This window comes from Nocardioides sp. (assembly GCF_044226765.1).
Taxonomy (GTDB): Bacteria; Actinomycetota; Actinomycetes; order Propionibacteriales; family Nocardioidaceae; genus Nocardioides.
Map to the genome: position 1 here is coordinate 12123 of NZ_JBGAGJ010000005.1, position 22631 is coordinate 34753.

The following is a 22631-nucleotide window of genomic DNA, read 5'->3' on the forward strand; positions in this document are numbered from 1 at the left end:
ACGCTGGAACGACGAAGGCCGCGGCCGGCGCCTCCCCCCAGAGGGCGCCGGCCGCGGCCGTTTCCGTGTCGACCGGTCAGCGCACCCGGGCGGTGAGCGTGGCGGTCGTGTCGCCGGTCGAGGTGGCCGTGGTGGCGACCGCGAGCCGGAACTTGTAGGTGCCTTTCTTGGTCAGGCGGGGGTAGGAGACGCGGGCCTTGCCGTTGGTGGCGGGGGCGAGGGTCTTGACGGTGGTCCAGTGGCCGGTCGCGCGAGCCTGGGCTGCGCCGCGGGCCGAGCCGGTCGTCCAGACCTGGAGCTGGAGGTCCTCGCCGTTGTCGCCGGAGACCGAGACGGTGTCGCTGCGGACGGTCGAGCCGCGGTTCACGGTGGTGGTGCCGGCGGCGAAGCCGTCGATCTCGGTGTCGTACTTGGGGGCGTCGGCGGTGGTGGGGTCACCGTCGGTGACGCAGGCGACCGTGCCCTGCCAGTGGTAGTTGGTGCCACCGACCTGGACCCAGGTGATGGCGTAGGACGCGGTGCCGGCGTCCCACTGGGCGTGGTCGGCCAGGTTGAACGCGTGCTCGCCGGACCAGGTGCCCTCGTTGTTGTGGAAGTTCAGGGTCTGGGTGCCCGCCGGGGTCTGGACCCGGACGTTGACGTCGTTGGCCTGGCCCGCGGGGATGTTCGCGGGGTAGTCGACCGTGACGCCGGCACACGTCGGGTCCTGGTACTTCCAGTTCCAGTCGAACGGCGTACCGGGGTCGGTCGGGGTGCCCGGGTCGGTCGGGGTGCGGGTCGGTCGGCTCACCGGGGTGCCGGGGTCGGTCGGGGTGCCGGGGTCGGTCGGCTCACCGGGGTGCCGGGGTCGGTCGGTGCCGGGGTCGGTCGGCTCACCGGGGGTGCCGGGGTCGGTCGGGGTGCCGGGGTCGGTCGGCTCACCGGGGGTGCCGGGGTCGGTCGGGGTGCCGGGGTCGGTCGGCTCACCGGGGGTGCCGGGGTCGGTCGGCTCACCGGGGGTGCCGGGGTCGGTGGGGGTGGTGGGGTGCAGGGGCCGACCCAGAAGACCTTGGTCTTGGTGTCGTTGCCCTTGGTGCCCTCGGTCTCGGTGGTCAGCTTGACGTGGTAGCCCTGGTTGGCCTTCGGCTCGCCCTTGAGGCCAGGGGTGTAGGTGCGGACCGTGTTGAGCTGGCTGCCGGCGGCGGGAGCGCCGAGCACGACCTTCTTGGGTCCGGTGACGGTGATGTCGACGTCCTTGGTCGGCGACTGCGCCTCGAACTCGACCGCGGAGGTCGCGGCCCGCTGGTAGCCGTACCACTGGACGTCGAAGCTGCAACCCACGTGCGGGTCGTTGCTCTCGTCGGCCGCGCCCCCGACCTCGGAGATCTTCACGGTGCCGGTGTTCCCGGCCGGCGCGGCGCCGGCCGGAGAGGCGCCGAGGACGGCGAACGCCGGGACCAGCGTCGCGGTGGCGACAGCGGCGGCGGCGGTGACGAGTCGAGCTCGCATGACGGGATGCTCCTGTGGTTCGGATTCAGCGGATACCAGAACCGTTCCACACCGAATCCACCTCAAGTAGAGGCGTGAACCAACCTTGTACGCAGCGTGGCGATACCTTGCGGCAGCCTTGAGGAAAGCGGCCGGAACGACCGGTAGGCACGCTCAGCGGAGGGCCGAGAACGGCTCCGTCCCGGGCACCAGCCGCAGCCCGCGGATCCGCGAGTGAGCCCGTGCCCAGGCCAGCTCGTGGGCGAGGTCGCCGATGTTGTTGGAGGCCGGCAGGGGTGCGAGGCCGAGGGTGGACAGGACGCCGATGGCGGTGCCGTCGGCGGAGAGGAACCCGGAGCCGGAGTCGCCGGGGATGCCGGGGGTGACGGTGTAGAGCGGGTGGGACCAGCCACCGTCGGCGGCCTGGTCGCCCAGGCTGATGCCGGTGTGGGGGGACAGCGGGGCGAGGCCGGCGCGCAGGCTGGAGTTGCCGTAGGTGTAGACCCGGTCGCCGGCGGCGGTGCCGTCGGTGTCGATGCCGGTGGGTCCGCCCCAGAACGGGACGGACGGGTTGACCTTGCCCACGTCGGCCGCGGCCACCTTCACCAGCGCCAGGTCGTTGTAGGCGCACACGTCCGCCGACCGCGTCCCGAGCCGCTGCATCGTGCGCCACGACGAGTACGCCAGGCGGCCGGAGCCGATCCGGGTGCCCTCGTCGGCGGGACTGCCGCCCTCGGTGAAGGCGACCCGGGTGCCGAGCGGCAGCGACCGGGTCCGGCAGCCGTCGGTGTCGGTCGAGGAGCCGGTGCCGGCGCAGTGGGCGGCGTACCCGACGTAGACCGTGCCGGCGCTGTCGGTGAACACGAAGTTCGCGGTGCACTGGGCACCCGCGGTGAACATCATCGTGCCGGGGTGGATCTTCGCCGACGCGGCCGGCGCCCAGCGTCCTCGCGCCTCGGCCCCCGGGGCACCGGCCGAGGTGGCAGCGGTGGCGACGGTCGCGGCGAGGGCGGCGCTGAGGAGGAGGGTGGCGGCGCGCATACCGGTCGAACGAGCCGTCCCGCGCCGCGGTTACGCCGTCAGCGCAGCATGCCGTAGGCGCGCGTCGGCGCCAGGCGTACGACGACCCGGCGGTCGCGCACCATCGCGGCCCGGTAGTCGTCCCAGTCCGCGTGCTCGCCCGAGAGCGCCCGGTAGAGGTCGACGAGCTCATCGACCGTCGCGTCGCCGGGCTCGGTCGCGACCGAGGAGACGGTGACGTCTCCCTCGATCACGGCGTAGCTCCAGAAGTCGTCGCCGTTGACGTGCACCGCCGCCCAGGGGGTCCGACGCAGGTTCGCGGTCTTGGCCCGGTCGGCCGTCGTGGAGATCCGGACGACGTCGTCGTCACCGACCGCCTGCAGCACGTTGGACAGCTGCGGGCGCCCGTCGCGCCGGATCGTGGTGAGCACTGCCTGGTGGTTGGCGCGAGCCGCGCCCAACGCCTGGTCGAGGTCCATGCCGGCCTCAGCGCCGGGCGGCGCCTTCCTGTTCCGAGGCCAGCGACCGGACCGGACAGGTCGCCGGGCCCTCGAGCACGCTCCCGTCGGGGGCGAACCGCGAGCCGTGCAGCGGGCAGTCCCAGCTCTCCTCCGCGTCGTTCCACCGCAGCACGCCACCGAGGTGGGTGCAGACCGGGCGGTCGGCGCCGGTCAGCTTGTGGATCCAGCCGCGCGTCATCTCGATGGCCACGATGCCGTTGACGCGCACGCTGTCGGGCAGGCCGGTGAGCTCACGGGTGCTCCACGGCTCGTACGCCGACGCCCACTCCGTGTGTCCACCGAGGATGCGTGACGAGAGCGCGAGGGCCGCCGCCGCGCCGTTCGTCATGCCCCACTTCGAGTAGCCGCCGGCGACCAGGACGTGCTCGGCTCCCGGCAGCAGCGGACCGACCCACGGCAGGCCGTGGTGCGGCAGGTAGTCCTGGGCCGACCACGCGTGGGTCTCGACGGCGCCCGGGTAGTGCTCGGCGGTCCAGGCGCGGATCCGGTCGAGGTGCTCGTGCTCGGAGGTGGCGGCGCCGACCTGGTGGCCCTCGCCGCCGACCAGGAGCAGCGGACCACTGCCGTCAGGTGCGTCGCGGAGCGAGCGCGAGGGCTCGTCGGCGGACAGGTACATGCCGTCGACGGCCGGCTCGGGTGTCCGGAACGCGATGCTGTAGGACCTGGCCGGCTCCGCGCGGGCGAAGAATCCTCCACGATCGAGGATCGGCATGTTGGTGGCGATGACGACGGTCCCGGCATGTGCGTCGCCGGCCTCGGTCACGACCTGCGCGGGCCCGTGCCCGTGGACCCGCTGGACGCGGGCTCCCTCGGCGATGACGGCCCCGTGGGCCCGTGCGTCCGCGGCGAGGGCGTCGACGAGCTCGACCGGGTCGAGCTGCAGCTGGTCATCGAGCCGGATGGCTCCGGCGGTCGGGAACGGCAGGCCGACCTCGTCGACCCAGGTCGTCTGCTCGAGTCCGGCTCGGTGCATCGCGTCGAGCTCGGCGCGGATCGACCTGGTGCCCTTCTCGCCGTTCGCGTAGGTGTAGGCCGCGCGACGCTGGGTGTTGACCCCGTGCTCCTGGCAGAAGCGGGCGATCCAGGCCAGTCCCTCGGCGTTCGCCTCGGCGTACCTGCGCAGGACCGACGCCGGGTGGCGCCGGGCGATCCGGGAGTAGTGGGTGCCCTGCAGGAGGCTCACCTTGGCCGTGCTGCCACCGGTCGTGCCGGCCCCGACGTGGCGGGCCTCGACGACGAGGACCGACCGGCCGGCGCGGGCCAGCAGACCCGCCGTGGTCAGGCCGGTGATCCCGGCTCCGACGACCACGACGTCCCAGTCGCCGGCCACGGCCGGTGGCACGGGCTCGGTGTGCGGTCGCCGGTCGTGCCAGAGCGAGGTGAGGGTCATGCGGGTCAGTCCTTCCGACGTCGGGGCTGGGGGCGGGCCCGGAGGCGGATCGCGCGGCCGCGCCGCTCGTCCTCCTCCTCCGTGGCCCGGGACTTCTCGATGTTGCGGTCGTCGCGGGGCGGCAGCTGCAGCTCGCGCTCGGCCGGGATGCCGGACTGCAGCTGGCGGCCTCGCTCGAGCTCGGCGTCCAGCTCGGCGCCGAAGAGCAGGGCGAGGTTGGTCAGCCACAGCCACAGGAGGAACGCGATGACGCCGGCCAGCGCGCCGTACGTCTTGTCGTAGGAGGAGAAGTTGCTGACGTAGAACCCGAACGCGGCCGACACGACGCCCCAGGTGACGATCGCGACGAGGGCGCCGACGCTGACCCAGCGGAACTTCGGCTGCCGCACGTTCGGCGTCACGTAGTAGAGCAGCGCCACGATCAGCACGACGACCAGGAACATCACCGGCCACTTCGCGATGTTCCACACCAGCTGCAGCGACGACCCGACCCCGATCGCGTCGCCGACGGCACCGGTCACCGGGCCGGTCACGACCAGCGCGAGCAGGACCGCGGCCGTGAGCACGACCAGCACGAGGGTCAGCAGCAGCATGACCGGTCGGAGCTTCCAGACCGGCCGGCCCTCCTCGATCTCGTAGACGCGGTTCATCGCCCGGCCGAAGGCGCCGACGTACCCACTGGCCGACCACAGTGCACCCGCGAGGCCGAGCACGAGGGCGAGCCCGGCGCCCTGGGAGCGGCTGACGTCGAGCAGCGGTCCGCGGACGCTGTCCACCACGGACCCGCCGCCGAGCTGGGACACGATGTCGAGCACCGTGCGCACGCTGTTGGTGCCCTCGCCGACCAGGCCGAGCAGCGAGGTGAGCGCGATCGCCGCCGGGAAGACGGCGAGCACCGCGTAGTAGGTGAGCGCGGCGGCGAGGTCGGTGCACTGGTCGGCCGAGAACTCCCGCAGGGTCTTGCGAAGGACGTAGCGCCAGGACCGTGCCGTGAGGTCGGTGGGAGAGTCGACCTCCGCGGTGGCGGGGTCAGCGTGCCGGGTCGCCATGGCGAAGAGGTGCCCCGGGAGGCCCCGGCTCATGCCGCGCGGCGAGAGGGCGGGTCAGTCCTCCGGCGGGGCGAAGCCGTGCTGCAGGCACCAGGCGACGGCGCGGCTGCGGGAGGTGGCTCCGATCTTGGCGTACGCCGAGCGGATGTAGGTCTTCACCGAGTTGATGGACAGGAACAGCCGCTCGGCGATCTCGATGTTGCTCTTGCCCTGGGCGATCAGGGACAGCACCTCCACCTCGCGCGGTGTCAGCCCGATGTCGGTGCCCAGCCGGTCGGTGCGTCCGGGAAGGTCCCGTCCCTCGACGGCGGCCTCGACCGCGGCGACCAGCTCGTGGGAGTCGACGCTCATCGAGATCCAGCCGTGCGCCCCGGCGGCCAGCGCCCGCGCACGCAGGTCGGGGCGCAGGTCGCGGCTGATCGCGACGACGACCGGACCGTCGTCGCCGATGATCTCGTCGAGGTCGGATCCGTTGTTGCGGTAGACGCCGAGCACGTCGTACAGCACCACCTGGGCGTCGTCGACGGTGGTGACCGCGGAGCGGTGCGGGTGCTCGGCGAGCATGGCGGCGAGACCCTTGATGAGCACCTCCTGGGGACTCACGATCCCCACGCGGGTCGGACGGCCGGCCATGGTCCCATCGTCTCGGGCGGACCGGTGTCAGACGCGCCGTGGCACTACGCCCAAAGGGGTGATTCTGGGGTTGTGGGATGTTGCCGACATGGCGTTGGTAACTTGCCGCCATGGACGGGACCGCGCCGCAGCCCACCGACCGGATCGACCGACGGGGCTGGCTGGCACTGCTGTCCATCGCCCTCGGGGTCTCGGTGGTGATCATGGACGCCACGGTCGTCAACGTGGCCCTGCCCGTCGTGATCGAGGACCTCGGGCTGACGACCACCGACGCCCAGTGGATCAATGCGTCCTACTCCCTGGTGTTCGCCGCCCTCCTGCTCACCCTGGGCCGCTGGGGCGACCTGCACGGGCGCCGCCGCCTCTTCGGTGCGGGGATGGTCCTGTTCATGGCGGCCTCCCTGGTCGCCGGGTCGAGCCAGGACGCGGCGGTCCTGGTCGGTGCCCGGCTGGTGCAGGGCCTGGGTGCCGCGATGATCGTGCCGAGCACCCTCTCGACCATCAACGCGATGTTCGTCGGCCGCGCACGCACCATCGCCTTCGCCGTGTGGGGGTCGGCCATCGGCGGCATGGCCGCGATCGGGCCCCTGGTCGGCGGGTGGCTGGCGACCGACGTCTCCTGGCGGTGGGCCTTCTGGCTCAACATCCCGCTCGGTGTGGTCGTCCTCCTCGGCGTGGCGCTGGCGATCCCCGAGACGCGGGACCCGGCGGCCGTCCCCGGCCGCGACCCGATGGGCGTGCTGCTCTCGGCGCTCGGGATGGGCTCGATCGTCTTCGGGCTCATCGAGGCCCAGACCTACGGCTGGTGGCGCCAGGACGACGGGACGGTCTCTCCCGTCCCCTTCGCGGTCGCGGCGGGAGTGCTCCTCATGGTCGCGTTCGTGTTCGTCGAGCATCGCCGGGCCGAGAGGGGCCGGCACGTCCTGGTCGACCTCGGCCTCTTCCGGCTGGTGACCTTCCGTGCCGGGGTCGTGGCAGCCCTGATCGTCGCCTTCGGTGAGTTCGGGCTGCTGTTCACCCTCCCGCTCCTGCTGCAGGGGACCCTGGGCTACACGGCCCTGCAGACCGGCGGGATCCTCGCGGCGCTGGCCCTGGGCACGTTCGTCGTGTCCGGGATGCTCCCGCAGATCAGCAAGCGTCTCTCCCAGCGCTCGGTCGTGCAGACCGGCCTGGCGCTGGAGGCGCTCGCCGTCGGCGGGCTCGGCCTCGTGCTCTCGATGACCATCTCCACCTGGGTGCTCTGCGTGTTCCTCTTCGTCTACGGCGTCGGCGTCGGCATGGCGACCGCGCAGCTGACCTCGCTGATCCTGTCCGACGTGCCGCGCGACGAGAGCGGGCAGGCATCCGGGGTGCAGAGCTCCATCCGGCAGCTCGGCTCCGCGCTCGGCGTGGCGCTCCTCGGCGGCCTGCTGATCTCCCGCCTCGGTGCCGCGACGCGGGACAACCTGACCGCCCTCGGGCTCCCGGCCCGCGCCGTCGACGGGGTCACCTCGGCCGTGACCGACAGCGCGGGCATCGCGATCGCCGGCCTCCAGGCGCACCCCGCCACGCAGTCGGTGGCCCAGGCGGCCTCCGACGCGATGGTCCACGCAAGCCAGGTGACGCTCTGGCTCGCCGCGGCGGCGTTGCTGGTCGGCCTGCTGGCCACCGTCGCGCTCCCGCGGACGGCGGCCGGCGCGGATGACCCGGTCCCCGACGCCGCCGAGGCGCCGTGACGACGCTCGGATCCGCTCAGGCCGACCGGAGCCGGGCGAGCACCGCGTCGGCGGCCCGCTGACCGCTGACCAGCGCGCCCTGGATCGACCCGGTGTCGCGGTGGTCGCCGCACACCACCAGCCCCTCCACCTCGACCGGTCGGCGAGCCGCGTACGGCGGGGGCTGGGCCGGGAGTGCGTGGGGGACCTCGTGCCGCGCGACGACCTCCCACCGGCCGGGGTCGACGCCGAGGAGATCGCCGGCGTGCGCTCGCATCGCCCGCTCCGACGTCTCGCGGGCGTCGCCCATCAGCGCCGAGCCGGCGACGAGGTGACGACCGGGAGGGGCGTAGGTCGGTCCGGCGGCGGAGACGACGGCGGCGTTGACGAGCGGGCCGGCGGGCCGACGGCGGGCGTCGACGTGGAGGAGGGCGGTGGCCGGAGCGTCCGGCGCCGCCCACCAGGTGGTGACCACGCCCTTGCTGCCCGGCACGGGGAGGCCGAGCAGCGCGTGCGCCTGGGATGCGTCGGTCGCGACGACGACCTGCCGGGCCGTCAGTCGGCCGCCATCCGTCGTGACAGCGTCGGGTCCGACGGTGCGGGCCACCTCGCCCAGCCGGACCCGGTCACCCAGTCCCGCGGCCAGCTGCTCGGGCAGCGCCTGCATGCCCCCGGCCGGGAGGCCCGGGACGCCTCGCACGAACATCCAGACGAGCAGCAGCACGAACCGATCGGCGGTGCTGCCATCGTCCTCGAGGAGCACGCCGGACAGGAAGCGCTCGAGCACCCGGCGCGGGAACCCATCGACGTGAGCCCGGTCGAGCGCGGCGCGGCGGTCGACGTCGGGACGGCCGGCCAGCACGTGCGAGAGGGAGGTCCGACGAGGTCGGAGCAGCGGCGCCGCCCAGCGGGCCAGCGCGGCGACCTCCCCGGGACGCCGGACGAGGGTGCTCAGCGTCGGCGGCAGCAGTCCCGGTGCGTGCAGCGGGTGCCCGAGCCGGACGGTGCCCTCCTCGGTCCGCGCCGCGACGCCGGCCCCGAACGGCTGCAGGCCCAGCTCGTCGACGTCGACCCAGCGCCGCACGGCGGGGTACGCCGGGTTGAGCAGCTGGAAGCCCCGGTCGACCAGGAACCCGTCGACCCGGTCGGTGCGGATCCGCCCTCCTGGGGCGTCGCCCGCGTCGAGGACCACCACCTCGAGCCCCGTCGCGGCCAGGGCGCTCGCACATCGCAGCCCGGCCAGTCCGGCACCCACCACGACGACGTCGGCATCCACGGCGGCCAGGGTATCCACGGCGCGATGGCACCCGGGCAGGCAGCGACGGGTGACACAGCGAAGGCCCGCCCGGATCTCTCCGGACGGGCCTGTCGACGGTGCTGGGACCGGTGGTACGCCATCAGGGACTCGAACCCCGAACCCGCTGATTAAGAGTCAGCTGCTCTGCCAATTGAGCTAATGGCGCGTGCTGTGGAGCGACGTGAACTCTACCAGCGGGCGGGGGACGCGAGAAATCGAGGAGGGGTCAGCGAGAGGCGAGCACGGCCTGCGCCGCGTTGTGGCCACCGATGCCCGAGACCGCGCCGCCGCGACGGGCGCCGGAGCCGCAGACGAGCACCGACGCGAGGTCGGTCTGGACGCCCCACTGCTGGGCGGGGGTGTCGAGGCGGGCGCGGTTCGGCGCCCACGGCCACTCGAGGTCTCCGTGGAAGATGTGCCCGCCGGGCATGGCGAGGTCGCGCTCGACGTCCTGGGGGATCTTGGCCTCCAGGCAGGGACGGCCGGCAGCGTCGGTGGCCAGGCAGGTCTCGATCGGCTCGACCAGGTGCTCGTTGAGGGCGGCCAGGGCCCGCTCGACGGCCACCTGCTTGGTGCCCTCCGGGTCGGCCTCGAAGAGCGACGCGGGGGTGTGCACGCCGAAGTAGGTGAAGGTGTGCGTCCCGGCCGGCGCGTCGCCGAGGATCGAGCGGTCGGTGAGCGAGTGGCAGTAGATCTCGCCGGGGAGCACCGAGGGCATGCGACCGGCCGCCGCGTCGGCGTACGCCGCCTCGAGCTGGCTGTAGTCCTCGGCCAGGTGGAGGGTGCCGGCGAACGCCACCTCCGGGTCGACCCCGGACCGCAGCCGCGGCAGCCGGTCGAGCAGGAGGTTGATCTTCAGCTGCGACCCCTCGGGCTTGGTGGCCGGGTCCTCGGGCTCGCCGAGGAGGATGCGCAGCACCCACGGCGCGACGTTGGAGAGCACGTGGCGGGCCCGGACGGTGCGGTCGCCGGCGCCGTCGTGCCAGGTGACCTCGGCCCCGTCGTCGTCGCCGCGGATCGCGCTCACCCCGGCGCCGGTCACGATCTCGGCGCCCGCCGACGCCGCGGCCCGGGCGAGCGCATCCGTGACCGCGCCCATCCCACCGATCGGCACCCGCCACTCGCCGGTCCCGTTGCCGACCAGGTGGTAGAGGAAGCAGCGGTTCTGGACCAGGGAGGGGTCGCGCAGGGAGGCGAACGTGCCGATCAGCGCGTCCGTCGCGACCACGCCGCGCACGGTGTCGTCGGTGAACCGCTCCTCGATCGTCTCGCCGATCGGCCGGGTGACCAGGTCGCGCCACACCTCCGGGTCGACCGCCGCGCGGACGTCCCGCTCGGCGGGCAGCGGCTCCAGCAGCGTCGGCGCCACCACGCCGGCGAACCCCTCGACCTCGCGGTAGAAGCGCTGCCAGGCGTCGTACTCGTCGTCGGAGCCGGTCAGCTCGCGGAAGGACTGTGCGGTGCCGCCGCGCTCGGGCCGCTGCACCAGCAGGCCGCCGGGCTTCTGGTCGCGGACCCACGGGGTGTACGACGCGACCGACCGCGACGCGAGCCGCAGGTCCAGCCCCAGGTCGGCGACCAGCGCCTCGGGCATCAGCGCGACCAGGTAGGAGTAGCGCGAGAGGCGCGCCGGGTGGCCCGAGAATGCCTGCGCCGACACGGCGGCGCCGCCGGTCGCGGCCAGCCGCTCGAGCACGAGGACCGACAGGCCCGCGCGGGCGAGGTAGGCCGCCGCCGTCAGGCCGTTATGCCCGCCACCGACGACCACGACGTCGTAGCTGCTCCGCTCCGTCATCACCCGCCCGACCCTAGGGCATCGATTGTCCCGGCTCGGGTTGGGCGAGTCCGGGCCACGACGGGATGCAGCGCGAGAGGATGCGCGAGAACATGTCCACGACACGGCGCGGACCAGACCGCTCGGGAGGTGACAGTGGCAGCGAGATCGTGGGGGTGGTTCGCGGGCCTGGTCGCCCTCACCGTGGGCTTCGGCCTGGCGGCGGTGTACGGCGCACCGGCGACCGGCGCTGCGATCGGGATCTGGCCGGCGGCGCTGGCGACCGCGCTGCTGATGATCGCGCCGAAGCCGAGCACCCCGGTCGTCCTGCTGCTGATCTTCGCGATCGCGTTCGGGACCATCGCCACGGGTCGCCCGGAGTCGGTGGCGTTCGGCATCGCCGTCGGCATGACCGTGCAGTGCTGGGCGTTCTGGCGGGTGCTCACCGGCGGCGTCCGGGACCGGCCGCCCCTGCGGACCAACGCCGAGCTCGGTCGCTACATCGGCGGCTCGGCGCTCGGGGCGCTCTGCGTCGGTGTGAGCGGGGTCGTGACCAGCCTGGTGACCGGCTGGGGCGACCCGCTCCTGCTCGGCCTCTCGGTGCTGGCCTCGTCGCTGGCGTCCAACCTGGCGGTCACGCCGTTCTTCTGCCGGCTGCGGCCGCACCCCGGTCTCGCGCCGCCGGTCGAGCGCGCCGCCCAGTGGGTGCTGATCGTGACGCTCACGCCGGTCGTGTTCTACCTCGACGACTTCCCGAGCCTGGTGTTCGCCCTCATCCCCGTGCTCGCCTGGGGTGCCCTGCGCAGCGGCGCCTACGAGTCGATCGCCCAGCTGTTCGTGGTGCTCGGGTTCGCCATCGCCCTCACCACCCGCGACCACGGCCCGTTCGCGGAGGTGGACAGCCGGTTCGGCCTGCCGGCCGACGTGCAGGGCCTGCTCCTGTCGCTGTTCATCATCGACTGCGCCCTGGTCGTCGTGCCGTTCGTGCTCATCGTCGGCGACCAGCTCGAGAACGCCCGCCAGGTCGCCGCCGAGCGCGACATGGTGCAGAACATCGTCAACGGCGCCGGCGGCGTCGCGATCATCGGCACCGACGCCCACGGCCTGGTCACCCTGGTCAACCCCGGCGCCGAACAGCTCCTGGGCTACAGCGCGGAGGAGATGCTCGGACGCACGACCGAGTACCTCCACAGCGACGAGGCGATCGCCGAGAAGGCTCGGGAGCTGGGCGTGCAGCCCGAGTTCCGGGAGGTGGCGCGCACCCTGCTCGGGGCCGGCCCCACCGACATGCCCTTCGTCCGCAAGGACGGCGTCGTGCGCAGCCACTCGATGTCGCTGGACCCGATCGAGGACGACCGCGGCCAGGTCACCGGCTACGTGAGCACGTCGGAGGACATCACCGAGCGCAAGGAGGCCGAGCGCCGCCTCGTCGAGGCCCTCGCGACCGAGCGGGAGGCCGTGGCCCGGCTCCAGGAGGTCGACCGCGTCAAGGACGCCTTCGTCTCCAGCGTCAGCCACGAGCTGCGCACGCCGATCACCAGCATCCTCGGCTACACCGAGATGCTCGAGGACGGCGTCTACGGCCAGCTGAGCCACGAGCAGCTCGACGCCGTGCAACGCCTCTCGGCGAACAGCAGCCGCCTGCTGTCCCTCATCGACGACCTCCTGACGCTCTCGCGGATCCAGGAGGACGGCATCGGCTTCGCGCACAAGGTCGTCGACCTGCGCAAGGTCGTCGCGGCCGGCGTCGCGGTCGTCGCACCCACGCTGGAGCGCCGTGAGCTCGAGCTCGACGTCGACCTGCCGGAGGACCCGGCGCCGTGCCTGGGTGACCGCGACATGCTCGAGCGGGTGGTGATCAACCTGCTCGGCAACGCGGTGAAGTTCACCCCCGAGGGTGGTCGCCTGCAGGTCGCGCTGACGATCCACGACGGACAGGCGGAGGTGGCCGTCGCCGACACCGGGATCGGCATCCCCGCGGAGGAGCAGGACCAGCTGTTCAGCAGGTTCTTCCGCTCGTCCCTGGCCCAGCAGCAGGCGATCCCGGGCAGCGGCCTGGGCCTCTCCATCGCCCACGCGATCGTCGAGAAGCACGGTGGGACGATGACGGTGGAGTCGGAGGAGGGTGAGGGCACCGTGTTCCGCGTGCGCCTGCCCCTGATCACCGCCGACTGATCGAGGCCGCCTCCATCACCCAACCACCCCAACCGGGTGAGGCGTCCCCACCCGCCGCGGGTCACCATGCCCGGGTGACGGCATCGACCAAGACCGGGGCCGGGCTGGTGCTGCTCACCCTCGCGTCCTCCCAGTTCCTGATGACCCTCGACAGCTCGGTCATGAACGTCTCGATCGCCCAGGTCGCGACCGACGTCGGGACGACGGTCACCGGCGTGCAGACCGCCATCACGCTGTACACCCTGGTGATGGCGACGATGATGATCACCGGCGGCAAGATCGGCACGATGATCGGGCGCCGGCGCGCCTTCTCGATCGGGTGCGTCATCTACGGCGCCGGGTCCTTCACGACCGCCCTGGCGCCCAACCTGACCGTCCTGATCATCGGCTGGTCCCTGCTCGAGGGTCTCGGGGCGGCGCTGATCATGCCGGCGATCGTCGCCCTCGTGGCCAGCAACTTCCCGGCCGCCGAGCGGCCGCGCGCCTACGGCCTGGTGGCGGCCGCCGGTGCGATCGCGGTCGCGGCCGGCCCGCTCATCGGCGGCGCCGTCACGACCTGGTGGACCTGGCGGCTGGTGTTCGCCGGCGAGGTCGTGATCGTGGTGGCGATCCTGGCGGCGGCGCGCAAGATCGTCGACGTCGCCCCGGAGGAGCGCAAGCCGCTCGACGTCGTCGGGATCCTGCTCTCCGCCGCCGGCCTCGGCATGGCGGTGTACGGCGTCCTGCGGTCCGGCGAGTGGGGCTGGGTGCTGCCGAAGCCGGGGGCGCCCGACCTGGCCGGCGTGTCGTACACGACCTGGCTGGTGCTCGCGGGCCTGGTCGTCGTGCGGGTCTTCTTCTGGTGGGAGGAGCGTCGGGCCGCGTCGGGCCGGGAGCCGCTGGTGCAGGTCTCGATGCTCGGCAACCGGCAGCTGGCCGGGGGGCTGACGATGTTCTTCTTCCAGTTCCTCATCCAGGCCGGCCTGTTCTTCACCATCCCCCTCTTCTTGTCGGTCGCGCTCGGCCTCACCGCCCTCGAGACCGGCGTCCGGCTGCTGCCGCTCTCCGTCACGCTGCTCATCGCGGCCATCGGCGTACCCAAGGTCTGGCCGCACGCCTCGCCGCGTCGCGTGGTCACGTGGGGGCTCGTCGCGCTCCTGGCCGGCATCGTCTCGCTCGTCGGTGCCCTCGAGGTCGGTGCGGGCGCGTCGATCGTGACCGTGCCGCTCCTCTTCGCCGGGCTCGGCGTGGGGGCGCTCGCCTCGCAGCTGGGCGCCGTGACGGTGTCCGCGATGCCGGACGAGATGAGCGGTGAGGTGGGTGGTCTGCAGAACACCGCCACCAACCTGGGGGCGTCGCTCGGGACGGCGCTGGCCGGCTCGGTGCTGATCGGCGCGCTCACCGCGTCCTTCCTGGCCGGGATCGACGCGAACCCTGCCGTGCCGCACGAGGTGGCGCAGCAGGCCTCGGTCGACCTCGCCGGTGGGATCCCGTTCCTCTCCGACGCCCAGCTCGACCAGGCGCTGACCGACGCCGGGGTCTCGGACTCGACGGCGCAGGCGGTGGTGGACGCGAACACCTCCGCGCGGATCGACGCGCTGCGGATCAGCCTCTCCGTGCTCGGCCTGCTCACGCTGGTGTCGCTCTTCTTCACCCGGCTGCTCCCGACCAGACCAGTCGGTGACCCGGACCCGGCCCAGGCTTAGACGACCACCGGTCCGGGTAAGCGATGGATGCGATGTGGGGCAGGTTCGAGGTGGTCGAGGTCGGCGGCGAGTACCGCTGGCAGCTGCGTGACGCCCAGGGTGAGCTGGTCGCCCGCAGCCAGGGCTACATCTGGAAGAGCGCAGCGATCGAGGCGATCGAGATGGTGCGCTCCGTCGCCGCCGGCGCCGAGGTCGTCGACCTCGCGACCGACTGACGGCGTGCGCGGGCGCGACTCAGCGCCCGAAGACGCGCGACAGGAGCCCGGAGCCGCTCTCGCCGGGGTGGCCCGGGCACCACAGGTCGTCCGGCACGGACGCCTTGACCTGGGCGACGTGCTGGCCGCAGCCGGACCAGGTGATCTTCCGGCAGGTCCGGCAGGGGGTGGGTGAGCACATCGGTGGATCCCTTCAGGGGGTCGGGTCGGTGGCTTCGGCCGCGTCCGCGAACTCGCAGAACGCGTTGTAGGCACGGGGGCCGTAGATGGTGGCGGGGCCGCCGTTCATCAGGAACGTGACGCCGATGGCCTCGGCGGCCTCCTGGCGGGTGGCGCCGGCGCGGACGGCGCCCTGGGCGTGGGAGGCGATGCAGCCGTCGCACTGCTCGACGACCCCGATCGCGAGGGCGATGAGCTCCTTGGTGCGGACGTCGAGGACACCCTCGGCGAAGGCGGCCTGGTGCAGCTCGCGGAAGCCCTGGTAGACGTCCGGGATCGCCTTGCGCAGGTCACGGTGCAGCGGCGAGAGATCGCGCAGGACGGTCTTGCCGTGACCGTGGTCCGAGGTCGACATGGTTCCTCCTGGTCGGTGTCCTGGTGCGGTGCCCTCACCGTAACAGATACCCCCGGGGGTATTCGAATCGACTACCAGGTCGTGTCCTCGCACTCACGCGTCCGGGTCGTCTCGACCTGCAAGGTGGCGTGCTCGACCCGGTGCCGCTCGCGCAGCACCCGGCGGGCGCCGTCCAGCACCTGCTGCGCGTCACCGCTCTCGTCGAGCACCAGGTGGGCGGTCGCGACGAGCATGCCCGAAGTCAGGGTCCAGACGTGGAGGTCGTGCACGTCGGCCACGCCCTCCACCAGCTCGAGGTCGCGCACGACGTCGTCGACCTCCATGCCTGCCGGGACGTGCTGGCCCAGCACGGCCAGCACCTCGCGGCCGAGCGCGACCGCGCGCACGGCGACGAACACCCCGATCGCAAGCGCGACCACGGTGTCCCACCAGCCGTCGCCGGTGACTCGCACCAGCAGCCCGGCCACGATCACGCCGACGCTGCCCGCGGCGTCCGCCACGACCTCGTAGTAGGCGCCCTTGACGTTGAGCGACTCGTCGGACCCACCGCGCAGGAGGAGCATCGAGACGACGTTGACGGCCAGGCCGAGCGTCCCGACCACGAGCAGCGGCCCCGGTGAGACCTCGACGTCGTCGCCCCACCGACCCAGCGCCTCGACGACGACGTACGCCGCCACGCCCAGCATGATGAGGACGGTCAGCCCGGAGGCGAAGATCTCGGCCCGATAGGAGCCGTAGGTGCGCCGTCCGGTCGTGTCGGGCCGGGTGGCGATCTTGGTCGCGGCGAGCGCCGCACCGAGGGCGACCACGTCGGCGGCCATGTGGCCGGCGTCGGAGACCAGGGCGAGGGACCCGGTCGACAGTCCGACGACGAGCTCGACGACGAGGAAGGCCGCGACGAGCCCGAAGGTCGTCGCGAGCCGCCAGCGGTGGTGCGTGCCGGCGTGCCCGGAGGGATGGTGATGGCCGGCGCCCATGACGCGATGCTAACCACGGTGCTGCGGACGAGGGCTCTCCCGTCGGTCGACCGGGTGCGTCGGACCTTGTTTTCCACGGACCTCGCCGTGCAAGGTCGGCGTGAGCCCGGCGGGGAGCCGGGCCGAGGACGAGCAGGCGACCCCGCTGGGACGGACGAGGCCCCGGTCGGCGCTGCGCCGACCGGGGCCTCGTCGCCCTCGCGGGCAGTGGGGTGAGTGACGGGACTTGAACCCGCGGCCACCTGGACCACAACCAGGTGCTCTACCAGCTGAGCTACACCCACCACGATCGCTCCGACCGGGGTCGGTGCGTTGCGAAAGTGTAGAGGAGTCAGACCGGTTCCGCGGAATCGGCCTGCGCCGTGGGCGGCTCGTCTGCGACCAGCCCGGTCAGCGAGCCACCGTGGCGGCGGGCGATCTCCCGCGCGGCGTCCGAGTCGGGACCGGGGGAGGGGACGAACACCGCGTCCCGGTAGTACCGCAGCTCCTCGATGCTCTCCTGGATGTCGGCCAGGGCGCGGTGGTTGCCGCGCTTGGCGGGCGCCTGGAAGTACGCCCGCGGGAACCACCGGCGCGACAGCTCCTTGATCGACGACACGTCGACGATCCGGTAGTGCAGGAACGTCTCCAGCCGCGGCATGTCCCGGGCGATGAACGCCCGGTCCGTGGCCACGCTGTTGCCGGCCAGCGGCGGGCGGCTGCCCTCGGGGCAGTGCTCCCGGATGTAGGCGAGCACCTGGTCCTCGGCCTCGGCGAGCGAGACGCCGGCGTCCAGCTCCTGGCGCAGGCCCGAGGTCTCGTGCATGTCGCGGACGAAGTCGTTCATCTGGTCCAGGGCCTCGGCCGGTGGCTTGACGATCACGTCCACGCCGGTGCCGAGCACGTTGAGGTCGAAGTCGGTAACCAGGGCCGCGACCTCGATCAGCGCGTCCGCGCCGAGGTCCAGCCCGGTCATCTCGCAGTCGATCCACACGAGTCGGTCGTTCACGCGCACACCTTAGTCCTGACCGGTCGGGACCTCCGTCTCAGTCGAGGTTCAGCATGCCCCCTTAGGGTCGGAGACGTGAAGGAGTGGCTCGGCCTGGTCGCGCGCCTGGTGGTGGGGTCGGTGTGGATCTGGGCCGGTGCCGCCAAGGTCCTGCATCCCGCGGAGAGCGTCACCGCCGTCCGCGCCTACCAGCTCCTGCCGGGCAACCTCGCCCAGCCGGTCGGGCAGCTGCTCCCCGTCCTCGAGATCGTCGTCGGCCTGATGCTCGTGCTGGGCCTGCTCACCCGGGGCGCGGCCGTCGTGTCGAGCCTCCTGTTCGTCGCCTTCATCATCGGGATCGCATCGGTGTGGGCGCGCGGCATCTCGATCGACTGCGGCTGCTTCGGTGGCGGCGGGTACGACCAGGACGCGGCCTCGAAGTACCCGTGGGAGATCGGTCGCGACGTCGTGCTCCTGCTGCTCTCGCTGTTCCTCGCCTGGCTGCCGTCCACCAGACTGTCGCTGGACTCGCTGCTGTTCCGTCGTACCCCTGCCTAGAAGGACCGCGCATGTCGAAGAAGAACCGAGACACCGACCGCACCGCCCGCGCTGCGGCCGCCATGGCCGAGCAGCAGGCGGCCGAGCGCCGCCGCCGCAACCTGATGGTGGGCGGGGTGGTGCTCGCCGTCCTCGTCATCCTCGCCGGCGGCTTCCTCATCGCGCGTGCCCTCGACACCACGAACGACGTCTCGGCCTCCTCGTCGAGCTCCACGAGCGAGCTCGGCGTCACCATCGGACCCGACAGTGCGCCCCATGAGGTCGTCATCTACGAGGACTTCCTCTGCCCCTACTGCGGCGAGCTCGAGAAGGCCAGCCGCGAGGACCTCGCGAAGCTCGCCGACGAGGGCAAGGTGCAGGTGGAGTACCGGCCCTTCGACCTCCTCGGGGGCGGCGACGAGTCGAGCTACTCCGTGCGCTCGGCCGGCGCGTTCTCGATCGTGCTCGCGAACTCCGGGCCTGAGGTCGCCAAGAAGTTCCACGACCTCCTCTACGACAACCAGCCCAGCGAGGCCGGCCCGTTCCCGGAGAGCTCCGAGCTCGCGGACCTCGCCGTGCAGGCCGGGGCCAAGGAGTCCGACGTCCGCGACGCGATCGAGGCCGACGAAGGCACCCCGTGGGTCACCAAGGCGACCAAGGCCGCGGTGAGCGCCGGGGTGCAGGGCACGCCCACCGTGCTGCTCGACGGGAAGGTCTTCTCGGACGGCCGGACCATGGACGAGCTCAGCCAGAACCTGGTGGCGCAGCTCCAGGGCTGACCGGCCGCGACGAGTAGGCGAACCGGCGGGGCCGCTGACAGACTCCGCCGGGTGAGCCTGTCGGAGTTCATCACCCACCTGCCCAAGGCCGAGCTGCACGTCCACCACGTCGGGTCCGCCTCGCCACGCATCGTCTCCGAGCTCGCCGAGCGCCATCCCGGCACGGTGCCCAGCGACCCCGACGAGCTGCGCCGGTTCTTCGCCTTCCGCGACTTCGCGCACTTCGTCGAGGTCTACCTGGCGGTCGTCGACCTGGTGCGCACACCGGAGGACATCCGCTACCTGACCCACGAGATCGGGCGCGAGATGGCGACCGGTCAGGGCCTGCGGTACGCCGAGCTCACCTGCACGCCGTACACCTCGGTGCTGCCCCACGACGACGAGCGCGGCATGCCGATCGAGGCCTACACCGAGGCGATCGAGGACGCCCGGCGGGCCGTCGAGCGCGACTTCGGGCTGGTCCTGCGGTGGATCTACGACATCCCGGGCGAGTCCGGTGTCCCGGCCGCCGACGCCACGCTGGAATTCGCGCTGCGCCACCGGCCGGAGGGGCTGGTCGGCTTCGGCCTGGGTGGGCCGGAGCTCGGGGTGCCCCGGCCGCAGTTCCAGCCGCACTTCGACGCGGCGCGGGCGGCCGGGCTGCACAGCGTGCCGCACGCCGGGGAGACCACCGGGCCCGAGACGGTCTGGCACGCGCTGCAGCACCTCGGGGCCGAGCGGATCGGGCACGGCACGTCGTCCGCCCAGGACCCGGCGCTGCTCGCGCACCTCGCGGAGTCCGGCGTACCGCTCGAGGTGTGCCCGTCCTCCAACGTCGCCACCCGCGCGGTCGCCTCGCTCGACGAGCACCCCATCCGGGCGTTCCGGGACGCCGGGGTGACGGTCACCATCAACTCCGACGACCCGCCGATGTTCGGGACCACGCTGAACCGCGAGTACGAGATCGCGGCCGAGCTGCTCGGTCTCGACGAGGCGGGGGTCGCCGACGTGGCGCGGGACGCCGTACGCGTGTCGTTCGCCGACGAGCCGGTCAAGGCCCGGCTGCTGGCGGAGATCGACGCCTACGTGGCGGACCAGGCTCCGGAACGAGCCCAGAAATGAGTTGAGCCCCGCGAGCTCATACCAAGCGGGGCAGTCCTTTTCTAACCTGCGGCGGCCGCCGAACCCGGCATTGACGCGCGTGTCGACCCGATCACATCCGACAATCCCCGCCTTCGGCTTAGGGTGGGCTCATGTCTGGCAGCCCGATCCGGGTCGCGGTCGTCAACGACTACGAGATGGTCGTCGCCGGCGTCGCGGCCATGCTCTCGCCCCACACCGATCGCGTGAGCGTCGTCGAGCTCGACTCGGGCCTGCCCGTGATCAGCGACGTCGACGTGATCCTCTACGACACCTTCGGCCAGGTGCAGGGCGACGGGGTCGACCTCGAGGACCTGGTGCGCGGCAGCGAGGCCAGGGTCGTCATCTTCAGCTGGAACGTGCAGCCCGACCTGGTCGCGCGCGCGATCGACCGCGGCGCCGCCGGCTACCTGTCCAAGGGGCTGAGCGCCGACCAGATCGTCGACGGCATCGAGGCGGTGCACGCCGGCGAGACCGTCACGCCCCGCCCGGACCCCGAAGCAGCCGAGCGGGCCGCCGGGGAGTGGCCCGGCCGCGAGGCGGGGCTGACGGCCCGTGAGTCCGAGGTTCTCGCCCTGATCACCCAGGGCCTGAGCAACCAGGAGATCGCCGAGCGCACCTATCTCTCGATCAACTCGGTGAAGACCTACATCCGCACCGCCTACCGCAAGATCGGCGTCACCCGGCGCTCGCAGGCGGTCGGGTGGGGCATGCGCAACGGCTTCGAGCCCGACCGGATGCGCAGCATCGACACCTCGCCGCCCGCGTAGCGCCGACCCGGCCGGGTACCCAGCCGGTATGAGCGAACCGCACCCGCAGCCAGGTCCGGGCGAGGAGCACGGGCAGGACGAGCACGGGCAGGACGATGCCGACGTCAAGGACGTCGACATGGACCCCGAGGATCACGTCAACCGGCCCGACCAGCCCGACTTCGACCCCGCCGAGCGGCGCCCCTTCGACGACCCGGACACGCCGCTGCCCACCGAGACGTCCTGACGGCTCGACTCGCGTTTCGGGCGGGTTTCACAGTCGCCCGACGACTTGCGCTGTCCGCGTGCGGTGTGAACGGCACGGTGCATTCGTGTGAACTCGGGTCGGACCGGGCCGGCCTCGGTTAGCGTCCCGGCCATGGGTCTTCGACACCTCGCCTCTGCGGCGTCAGCGGCCGCTCTCGTCATCGGACTGTCCGCGACTGCCCCGGCGGCTGACGCCGCCGCCTCGAGCCGCTGCGCCGGTCCGGATCTCCTGCGCGTCAAGAACGTGTCCTGCACGGAGGCGAAGAAGGTCGTCTGGGCTGCGCTCGATCATGTCGGCGTGGACTACTCGTTCACCGTCCGAGGCTTCCACTGCGTCTTCCCGGGTCGTGACGCCGCCAACGGCATCTCGTGCCACCGCAACCACAAGGGCAAGAAGCAGAGCATCTACTGGTTGGGCGACTGACCGAGTGTCCGCTGGATCGGGCGAGGTATGACCGGTCGGCAAGCTGCAGAGCGAGATCCGACGCACGACCACGGGGGTCGGCGCCACGGTCCGCTCCGTCGACAAGACGTTGTATCGGGGCGCCCCCGGCAGGACTCGAACCTGCGACCGGCGGATTAGAAGGCCGCTGCTCTATCCAGCTGAGCTACGGAGGCGGAAGGACGGCAACCAGCTGAACATGACCTCGGTTCCCCTCGGTGCATGACCGGCACGTTGCTCGTCTCGGTCGTCAGTATGCCCGACGGTGCGGGGGCAAGGTGAGCTGCGAATCCCCCGAAGGGATGAAATCAGGCGTCTTGCCTCCAAGCGGCTGTCAACGGGACGCCTTCGGCCTACGCTCTGCGGCCATGAAGCCTCGACAGCTTGTCAGTCTTGTGTCGCCCGCCGTGCTGGTGCTCGGGCTGGCCGCCGCCGTCGCCAGCCCGGCTCAGGCCGCACTCATGAAGCACTGTCCCGCTGGCGGCGACTACCTCGGAGTGAAGAACGTCTCCTGCGCCGAGGCGAAGAAGGTGCTTGACGGAGCGCTGGACCACGTCGACCTGGGTCAGTACGCGTTCACCGTCCGCGGGTTCAAGTGCAAGTTCCCCGACCACGACTACTTCAGCGGCATGACCTGTCGCCGCACTCACCACGGGAAGAAGCAGGTCATCGAGTGGATGGGTGACTAGGGGGCGTCGTGCGAAAGGACCGAATCCGTTCGTGTGCTCTCGCCGCCGCTGTGACGGGCTCGCTGCTGGTGGGTGGGACTGGTGCGGCCGGCGCAGAGGCGAGCGCCGATCGGGGTGCCCGGCACCAAGCTGCGCCCACCACGGTGCTGCGAACCTCGACCGCGCAGGTGGGGGTGGGGCGGTGGCGTCAGCTGCGCATCGGAATGACCGTCGATGCCGCGGTCGCCACCGGGATGGTGACGCGGCACGCCCCGGTCTGCGGCCCGATCGGCTTGAGGCCGGCGTGGGCGAAGCGCGGCTGGGTGAGCTTCTCCCCAGCCTCGAGACTGCGGATGATGGCCGTCTGGTCCCCGAGGGAGCATGCTCGTGGTGGCACCGGCGTTGGATCGACAGTGGCCGAGATCAGCGCGGCGTACCCGGGCCTGAGCAGCGTGCGGTACCGAGAGGTCGAGGGTTACAGCATCCCGTTCATGTTCGTTCGTGTCGGCGCGCGGACGCTGACGTTCCAGTTCGACGCCGACACCGAACCGACCGCTGACACCATGGTGCACGTCATGGTCCTCGGGGGGAAGTGGCCGCAGGTCCTGTGGGAAGCTTGCTGACCGCTGCTC

25 protein-coding genes and 3 tRNA genes are annotated in these 22631 nt (G+C 72.2%); 12 read left to right on the top strand and 16 right to left on the bottom strand.

The genetic code is table 11. The features are described from left to right. Positions 1-76: 76 nt before the first annotated feature. The 7 genes from ACILRH_RS12145 to ACILRH_RS12175 all read right to left on the bottom strand — a co-directional run bounded on the left by ACILRH_RS12145 (position 77) and on the right by ACILRH_RS12175 (position 6080). On the bottom strand, positions 77-790 hold the full coding sequence (locus ACILRH_RS12145; protein WP_395693622.1) for a hypothetical protein: 714 nt from the start codon (positions 788-790) through the stop codon (positions 77-79). Continuing rightward, a complete protein-coding gene (locus ACILRH_RS12150) occupies positions 787-1488 on the bottom strand; it encodes a hypothetical protein (protein ID WP_395693624.1) in 702 nt (233 codons plus the stop codon). The genes ACILRH_RS12145 and ACILRH_RS12150 overlap by 4 nt, the downstream gene beginning before the upstream one ends. A gap of 153 nt (positions 1489-1641) precedes the next feature. Continuing rightward, entirely contained in the window at positions 1642-2508 is an 867-nt protein-coding gene (locus ACILRH_RS12155; protein ID WP_395693626.1) for a hypothetical protein, read from the bottom strand. 38 nt (positions 2509-2546) lie between these two features. Beyond that, positions 2547-2966 (bottom strand): PPOX class F420-dependent oxidoreductase, encoded by a 420-nt coding sequence (locus ACILRH_RS12160; RefSeq protein WP_395693628.1) that lies wholly within the window; start codon positions 2964-2966, stop codon positions 2547-2549. 7 nt (positions 2967-2973) lie between these two features. Continuing rightward, on the bottom strand, positions 2974-4398 hold the full coding sequence (locus ACILRH_RS12165) for an FAD-dependent oxidoreductase (protein ID WP_395693630.1): 1425 nt from the start codon (positions 4396-4398) through the stop codon (positions 2974-2976). Between the two features lie 5 nt (positions 4399-4403). After that, positions 4404-5480 (bottom strand): YihY/virulence factor BrkB family protein, encoded by a 1077-nt coding sequence (locus tag ACILRH_RS12170; RefSeq protein ID WP_395693632.1) that lies wholly within the window; start codon positions 5478-5480, stop codon positions 4404-4406. A 21-nt stretch (positions 5481-5501) separates the two neighbouring features. Further along, positions 5502-6080, bottom strand: a complete 579-nt coding sequence (locus tag ACILRH_RS12175) for a LuxR C-terminal-related transcriptional regulator (protein ID WP_395693634.1) — start codon at positions 6078-6080, stop codon at positions 5502-5504. Between the two features lie 110 nt (positions 6081-6190). On the opposite strand from ACILRH_RS12175, the gene ACILRH_RS12180 reads away from it, so the two are divergent. Then, complete coding sequence (locus ACILRH_RS12180) at positions 6191-7795, top strand: MFS transporter (RefSeq protein WP_395693635.1); 1605 nt, start codon at positions 6191-6193, stop codon at positions 7793-7795. Between the two features lie 16 nt (positions 7796-7811). Here the strand turns inward: ACILRH_RS12180 and ACILRH_RS12185 are convergent, their stop codons facing one another. From ACILRH_RS12185 to ACILRH_RS12195, 3 genes are all read right to left on the bottom strand, one after another. Beyond that, positions 7812-9050 (bottom strand): NAD(P)/FAD-dependent oxidoreductase, encoded by a 1239-nt coding sequence (locus ACILRH_RS12185; RefSeq protein WP_395693637.1) that lies wholly within the window; start codon positions 9048-9050, stop codon positions 7812-7814. A gap of 111 nt (positions 9051-9161) precedes the next feature. After that, positions 9162-9237, bottom strand: a tRNA-Lys gene (locus ACILRH_RS12190). A 60-nt stretch (positions 9238-9297) separates the two neighbouring features. After that, positions 9298-10866: a phytoene desaturase family protein gene (locus ACILRH_RS12195; protein WP_395693639.1), complete on the bottom strand. Its 1569-nt coding sequence runs from the start codon at positions 10864-10866 to the stop codon at positions 9298-9300. Between the two features lie 135 nt (positions 10867-11001). Here ACILRH_RS12195 and ACILRH_RS12200 point away from each other — a divergent pair, with 135 nt between their 5' ends. From ACILRH_RS12200 to ACILRH_RS12210, 3 genes are all read left to right on the top strand, one after another. Then, positions 11002-13020 carry an ATP-binding protein gene (locus ACILRH_RS12200; RefSeq protein WP_395693641.1) on the top strand — a complete coding sequence of 673 codons (2019 nt, stop codon included), beginning with the start codon at positions 11002-11004 and terminating at the stop codon, positions 13018-13020. A gap of 74 nt (positions 13021-13094) precedes the next feature. Then, entirely contained in the window at positions 13095-14705 is a 1611-nt protein-coding gene (locus ACILRH_RS12205) for an MFS transporter (protein WP_395693643.1), read from the top strand. Between the two features lie 23 nt (positions 14706-14728). Beyond that, the gene (locus ACILRH_RS12210; protein WP_395693644.1) at positions 14729-14920 is read left to right on the top strand and encodes a YegP family protein; all 192 of its coding nucleotides are present in this window, start codon (positions 14729-14731) and stop codon (positions 14918-14920) included. A 19-nt stretch (positions 14921-14939) separates the two neighbouring features. Here the strand turns inward: ACILRH_RS12210 and ACILRH_RS12215 are convergent, their stop codons facing one another. The 5 genes from ACILRH_RS12215 to orn all read right to left on the bottom strand — a co-directional run bounded on the left by ACILRH_RS12215 (position 14940) and on the right by orn (position 17459). Beyond that, complete coding sequence (locus ACILRH_RS12215; RefSeq protein ID WP_395693646.1) at positions 14940-15101, bottom strand: hypothetical protein; 162 nt, start codon at positions 15099-15101, stop codon at positions 14940-14942. Positions 15102-15113: 12 nt separating this feature from the next. Then, positions 15114-15494 (bottom strand): carboxymuconolactone decarboxylase family protein, encoded by a 381-nt coding sequence (locus tag ACILRH_RS12220; protein ID WP_395693648.1) that lies wholly within the window; start codon positions 15492-15494, stop codon positions 15114-15116. Positions 15495-15565: 71 nt separating this feature from the next. After that, positions 15566-16471: a cation diffusion facilitator family transporter gene (locus ACILRH_RS12225; protein ID WP_395693650.1), complete on the bottom strand. Its 906-nt coding sequence runs from the start codon at positions 16469-16471 to the stop codon at positions 15566-15568. Positions 16472-16679: 208 nt separating this feature from the next. Further along, positions 16680-16755: transfer RNA gene (locus tag ACILRH_RS12230), tRNA-His, on the bottom strand. Positions 16756-16802: 47 nt separating this feature from the next. Then, positions 16803-17459 (bottom strand): oligoribonuclease, encoded by a 657-nt coding sequence (orn, locus tag ACILRH_RS12235; protein ID WP_395693651.1) that lies wholly within the window; start codon positions 17457-17459, stop codon positions 16803-16805. 75 nt (positions 17460-17534) lie between these two features. Between orn and ACILRH_RS12240 the strand changes: the two genes are divergently transcribed. From ACILRH_RS12240 to ACILRH_RS12265, 6 genes are all read left to right on the top strand, one after another. Then, positions 17535-17996, top strand: coding sequence for a MauE/DoxX family redox-associated membrane protein (locus tag ACILRH_RS12240; protein ID WP_395693653.1), 462 nt, complete (start codon positions 17535-17537; stop codon positions 17994-17996). 11 nt (positions 17997-18007) lie between these two features. Then, entirely contained in the window at positions 18008-18754 is a 747-nt protein-coding gene (locus tag ACILRH_RS12245) for a DsbA family protein (protein WP_395693654.1), read from the top strand. Between the two features lie 51 nt (positions 18755-18805). Further along, positions 18806-19855, top strand: a complete 1050-nt coding sequence (locus tag ACILRH_RS12250; protein WP_395693656.1) for an adenosine deaminase — start codon at positions 18806-18808, stop codon at positions 19853-19855. 131 nt (positions 19856-19986) lie between these two features. Beyond that, positions 19987-20643, top strand: coding sequence for a response regulator transcription factor (locus ACILRH_RS12255; protein WP_395693658.1), 657 nt, complete (start codon positions 19987-19989; stop codon positions 20641-20643). Positions 20644-20671: 28 nt separating this feature from the next. Beyond that, the gene (locus ACILRH_RS12260) at positions 20672-20869 is read left to right on the top strand and encodes a hypothetical protein (RefSeq protein WP_395693660.1); all 198 of its coding nucleotides are present in this window, start codon (positions 20672-20674) and stop codon (positions 20867-20869) included. 132 nt (positions 20870-21001) lie between these two features. Then, on the top strand, positions 21002-21313 hold the full coding sequence (locus ACILRH_RS12265; protein ID WP_395693662.1) for a hypothetical protein: 312 nt from the start codon (positions 21002-21004) through the stop codon (positions 21311-21313). A 120-nt stretch (positions 21314-21433) separates the two neighbouring features. Here ACILRH_RS12265 and ACILRH_RS12270 read toward each other — a convergent pair. Further along, a tRNA-Arg gene (locus ACILRH_RS12270) sits at positions 21434-21507 on the bottom strand. A 192-nt stretch (positions 21508-21699) separates the two neighbouring features. Here ACILRH_RS12270 and ACILRH_RS12275 point away from each other — a divergent pair. Both ACILRH_RS12275 and ACILRH_RS12280 read left to right on the top strand, forming a co-directional pair. Next, positions 21700-22020: a hypothetical protein gene (locus ACILRH_RS12275; RefSeq protein WP_395693663.1), complete on the top strand. Its 321-nt coding sequence runs from the start codon at positions 21700-21702 to the stop codon at positions 22018-22020. Between the two features lie 203 nt (positions 22021-22223). Next, positions 22224-22622: a hypothetical protein gene (locus tag ACILRH_RS12280; RefSeq protein WP_395693664.1), complete on the top strand. Its 399-nt coding sequence runs from the start codon at positions 22224-22226 to the stop codon at positions 22620-22622. Positions 22623-22631 lie beyond the last annotated feature (9 nt).

Bases quoted from the DNA above. Each gene is read 5' to 3' on its own strand.
- ACILRH_RS12150 (WP_395693624.1), bottom strand. From the start codon at position 1,488: ATGCGAGCTCGACTCGTCACCGCCGCCGCCGCTGTCGCCACCGCGACG.
- ACILRH_RS12155 (WP_395693626.1), bottom strand. From the start codon at position 2,508: ATGCGCGCCGCCACCCTCCTCCTCAGCGCCGCCCTCGCCGCGACCGTC.
- ACILRH_RS12160 (WP_395693628.1), bottom strand. From the start codon at position 2,966: ATGGACCTCGACCAGGCGTTGGGCGCGGCTCGCGCCAACCACCAGGCA.
- ACILRH_RS12165 (WP_395693630.1), bottom strand. From the start codon at position 4,398: ATGACCCTCACCTCGCTCTGGCACGACCGGCGACCGCACACCGAGCCC.
- ACILRH_RS12170 (WP_395693632.1), bottom strand. From the start codon at position 5,480: ATGAGCCGGGGCCTCCCGGGGCACCTCTTCGCCATGGCGACCCGGCAC.
- ACILRH_RS12175 (WP_395693634.1), bottom strand. From the start codon at position 6,080: ATGGCCGGCCGTCCGACCCGCGTGGGGATCGTGAGTCCCCAGGAGGTG.
- ACILRH_RS12180 (WP_395693635.1), top strand. From the start codon at position 6,191: ATGGACGGGACCGCGCCGCAGCCCACCGACCGGATCGACCGACGGGGC.
- ACILRH_RS12195 (WP_395693639.1), bottom strand. From the start codon at position 10,866: ATGACGGAGCGGAGCAGCTACGACGTCGTGGTCGTCGGTGGCGGGCAT.
- ACILRH_RS12210 (WP_395693644.1), top strand. From the start codon at position 14,729: ATGGATGCGATGTGGGGCAGGTTCGAGGTGGTCGAGGTCGGCGGCGAG.
- ACILRH_RS12215 (WP_395693646.1), bottom strand. From the start codon at position 15,101: ATGTGCTCACCCACCCCCTGCCGGACCTGCCGGAAGATCACCTGGTCC.
- ACILRH_RS12220 (WP_395693648.1), bottom strand. From the start codon at position 15,494: ATGTCGACCTCGGACCACGGTCACGGCAAGACCGTCCTGCGCGATCTC.
- ACILRH_RS12225 (WP_395693650.1), bottom strand. From the start codon at position 16,471: ATGGGCGCCGGCCATCACCATCCCTCCGGGCACGCCGGCACGCACCAC.
- ACILRH_RS12245 (WP_395693654.1), top strand. From the start codon at position 18,008: ATGTCGAAGAAGAACCGAGACACCGACCGCACCGCCCGCGCTGCGGCC.
- ACILRH_RS12255 (WP_395693658.1), top strand. From the start codon at position 19,987: ATGTCTGGCAGCCCGATCCGGGTCGCGGTCGTCAACGACTACGAGATG.
- ACILRH_RS12260 (WP_395693660.1), top strand. From the start codon at position 20,672: ATGAGCGAACCGCACCCGCAGCCAGGTCCGGGCGAGGAGCACGGGCAG.
- ACILRH_RS12265 (WP_395693662.1), top strand. From the start codon at position 21,002: ATGGGTCTTCGACACCTCGCCTCTGCGGCGTCAGCGGCCGCTCTCGTC.
- ACILRH_RS12275 (WP_395693663.1), top strand. From the start codon at position 21,700: ATGAAGCCTCGACAGCTTGTCAGTCTTGTGTCGCCCGCCGTGCTGGTG.
- ACILRH_RS12280 (WP_395693664.1), top strand. From the start codon at position 22,224: ATGACCGTCGATGCCGCGGTCGCCACCGGGATGGTGACGCGGCACGCC.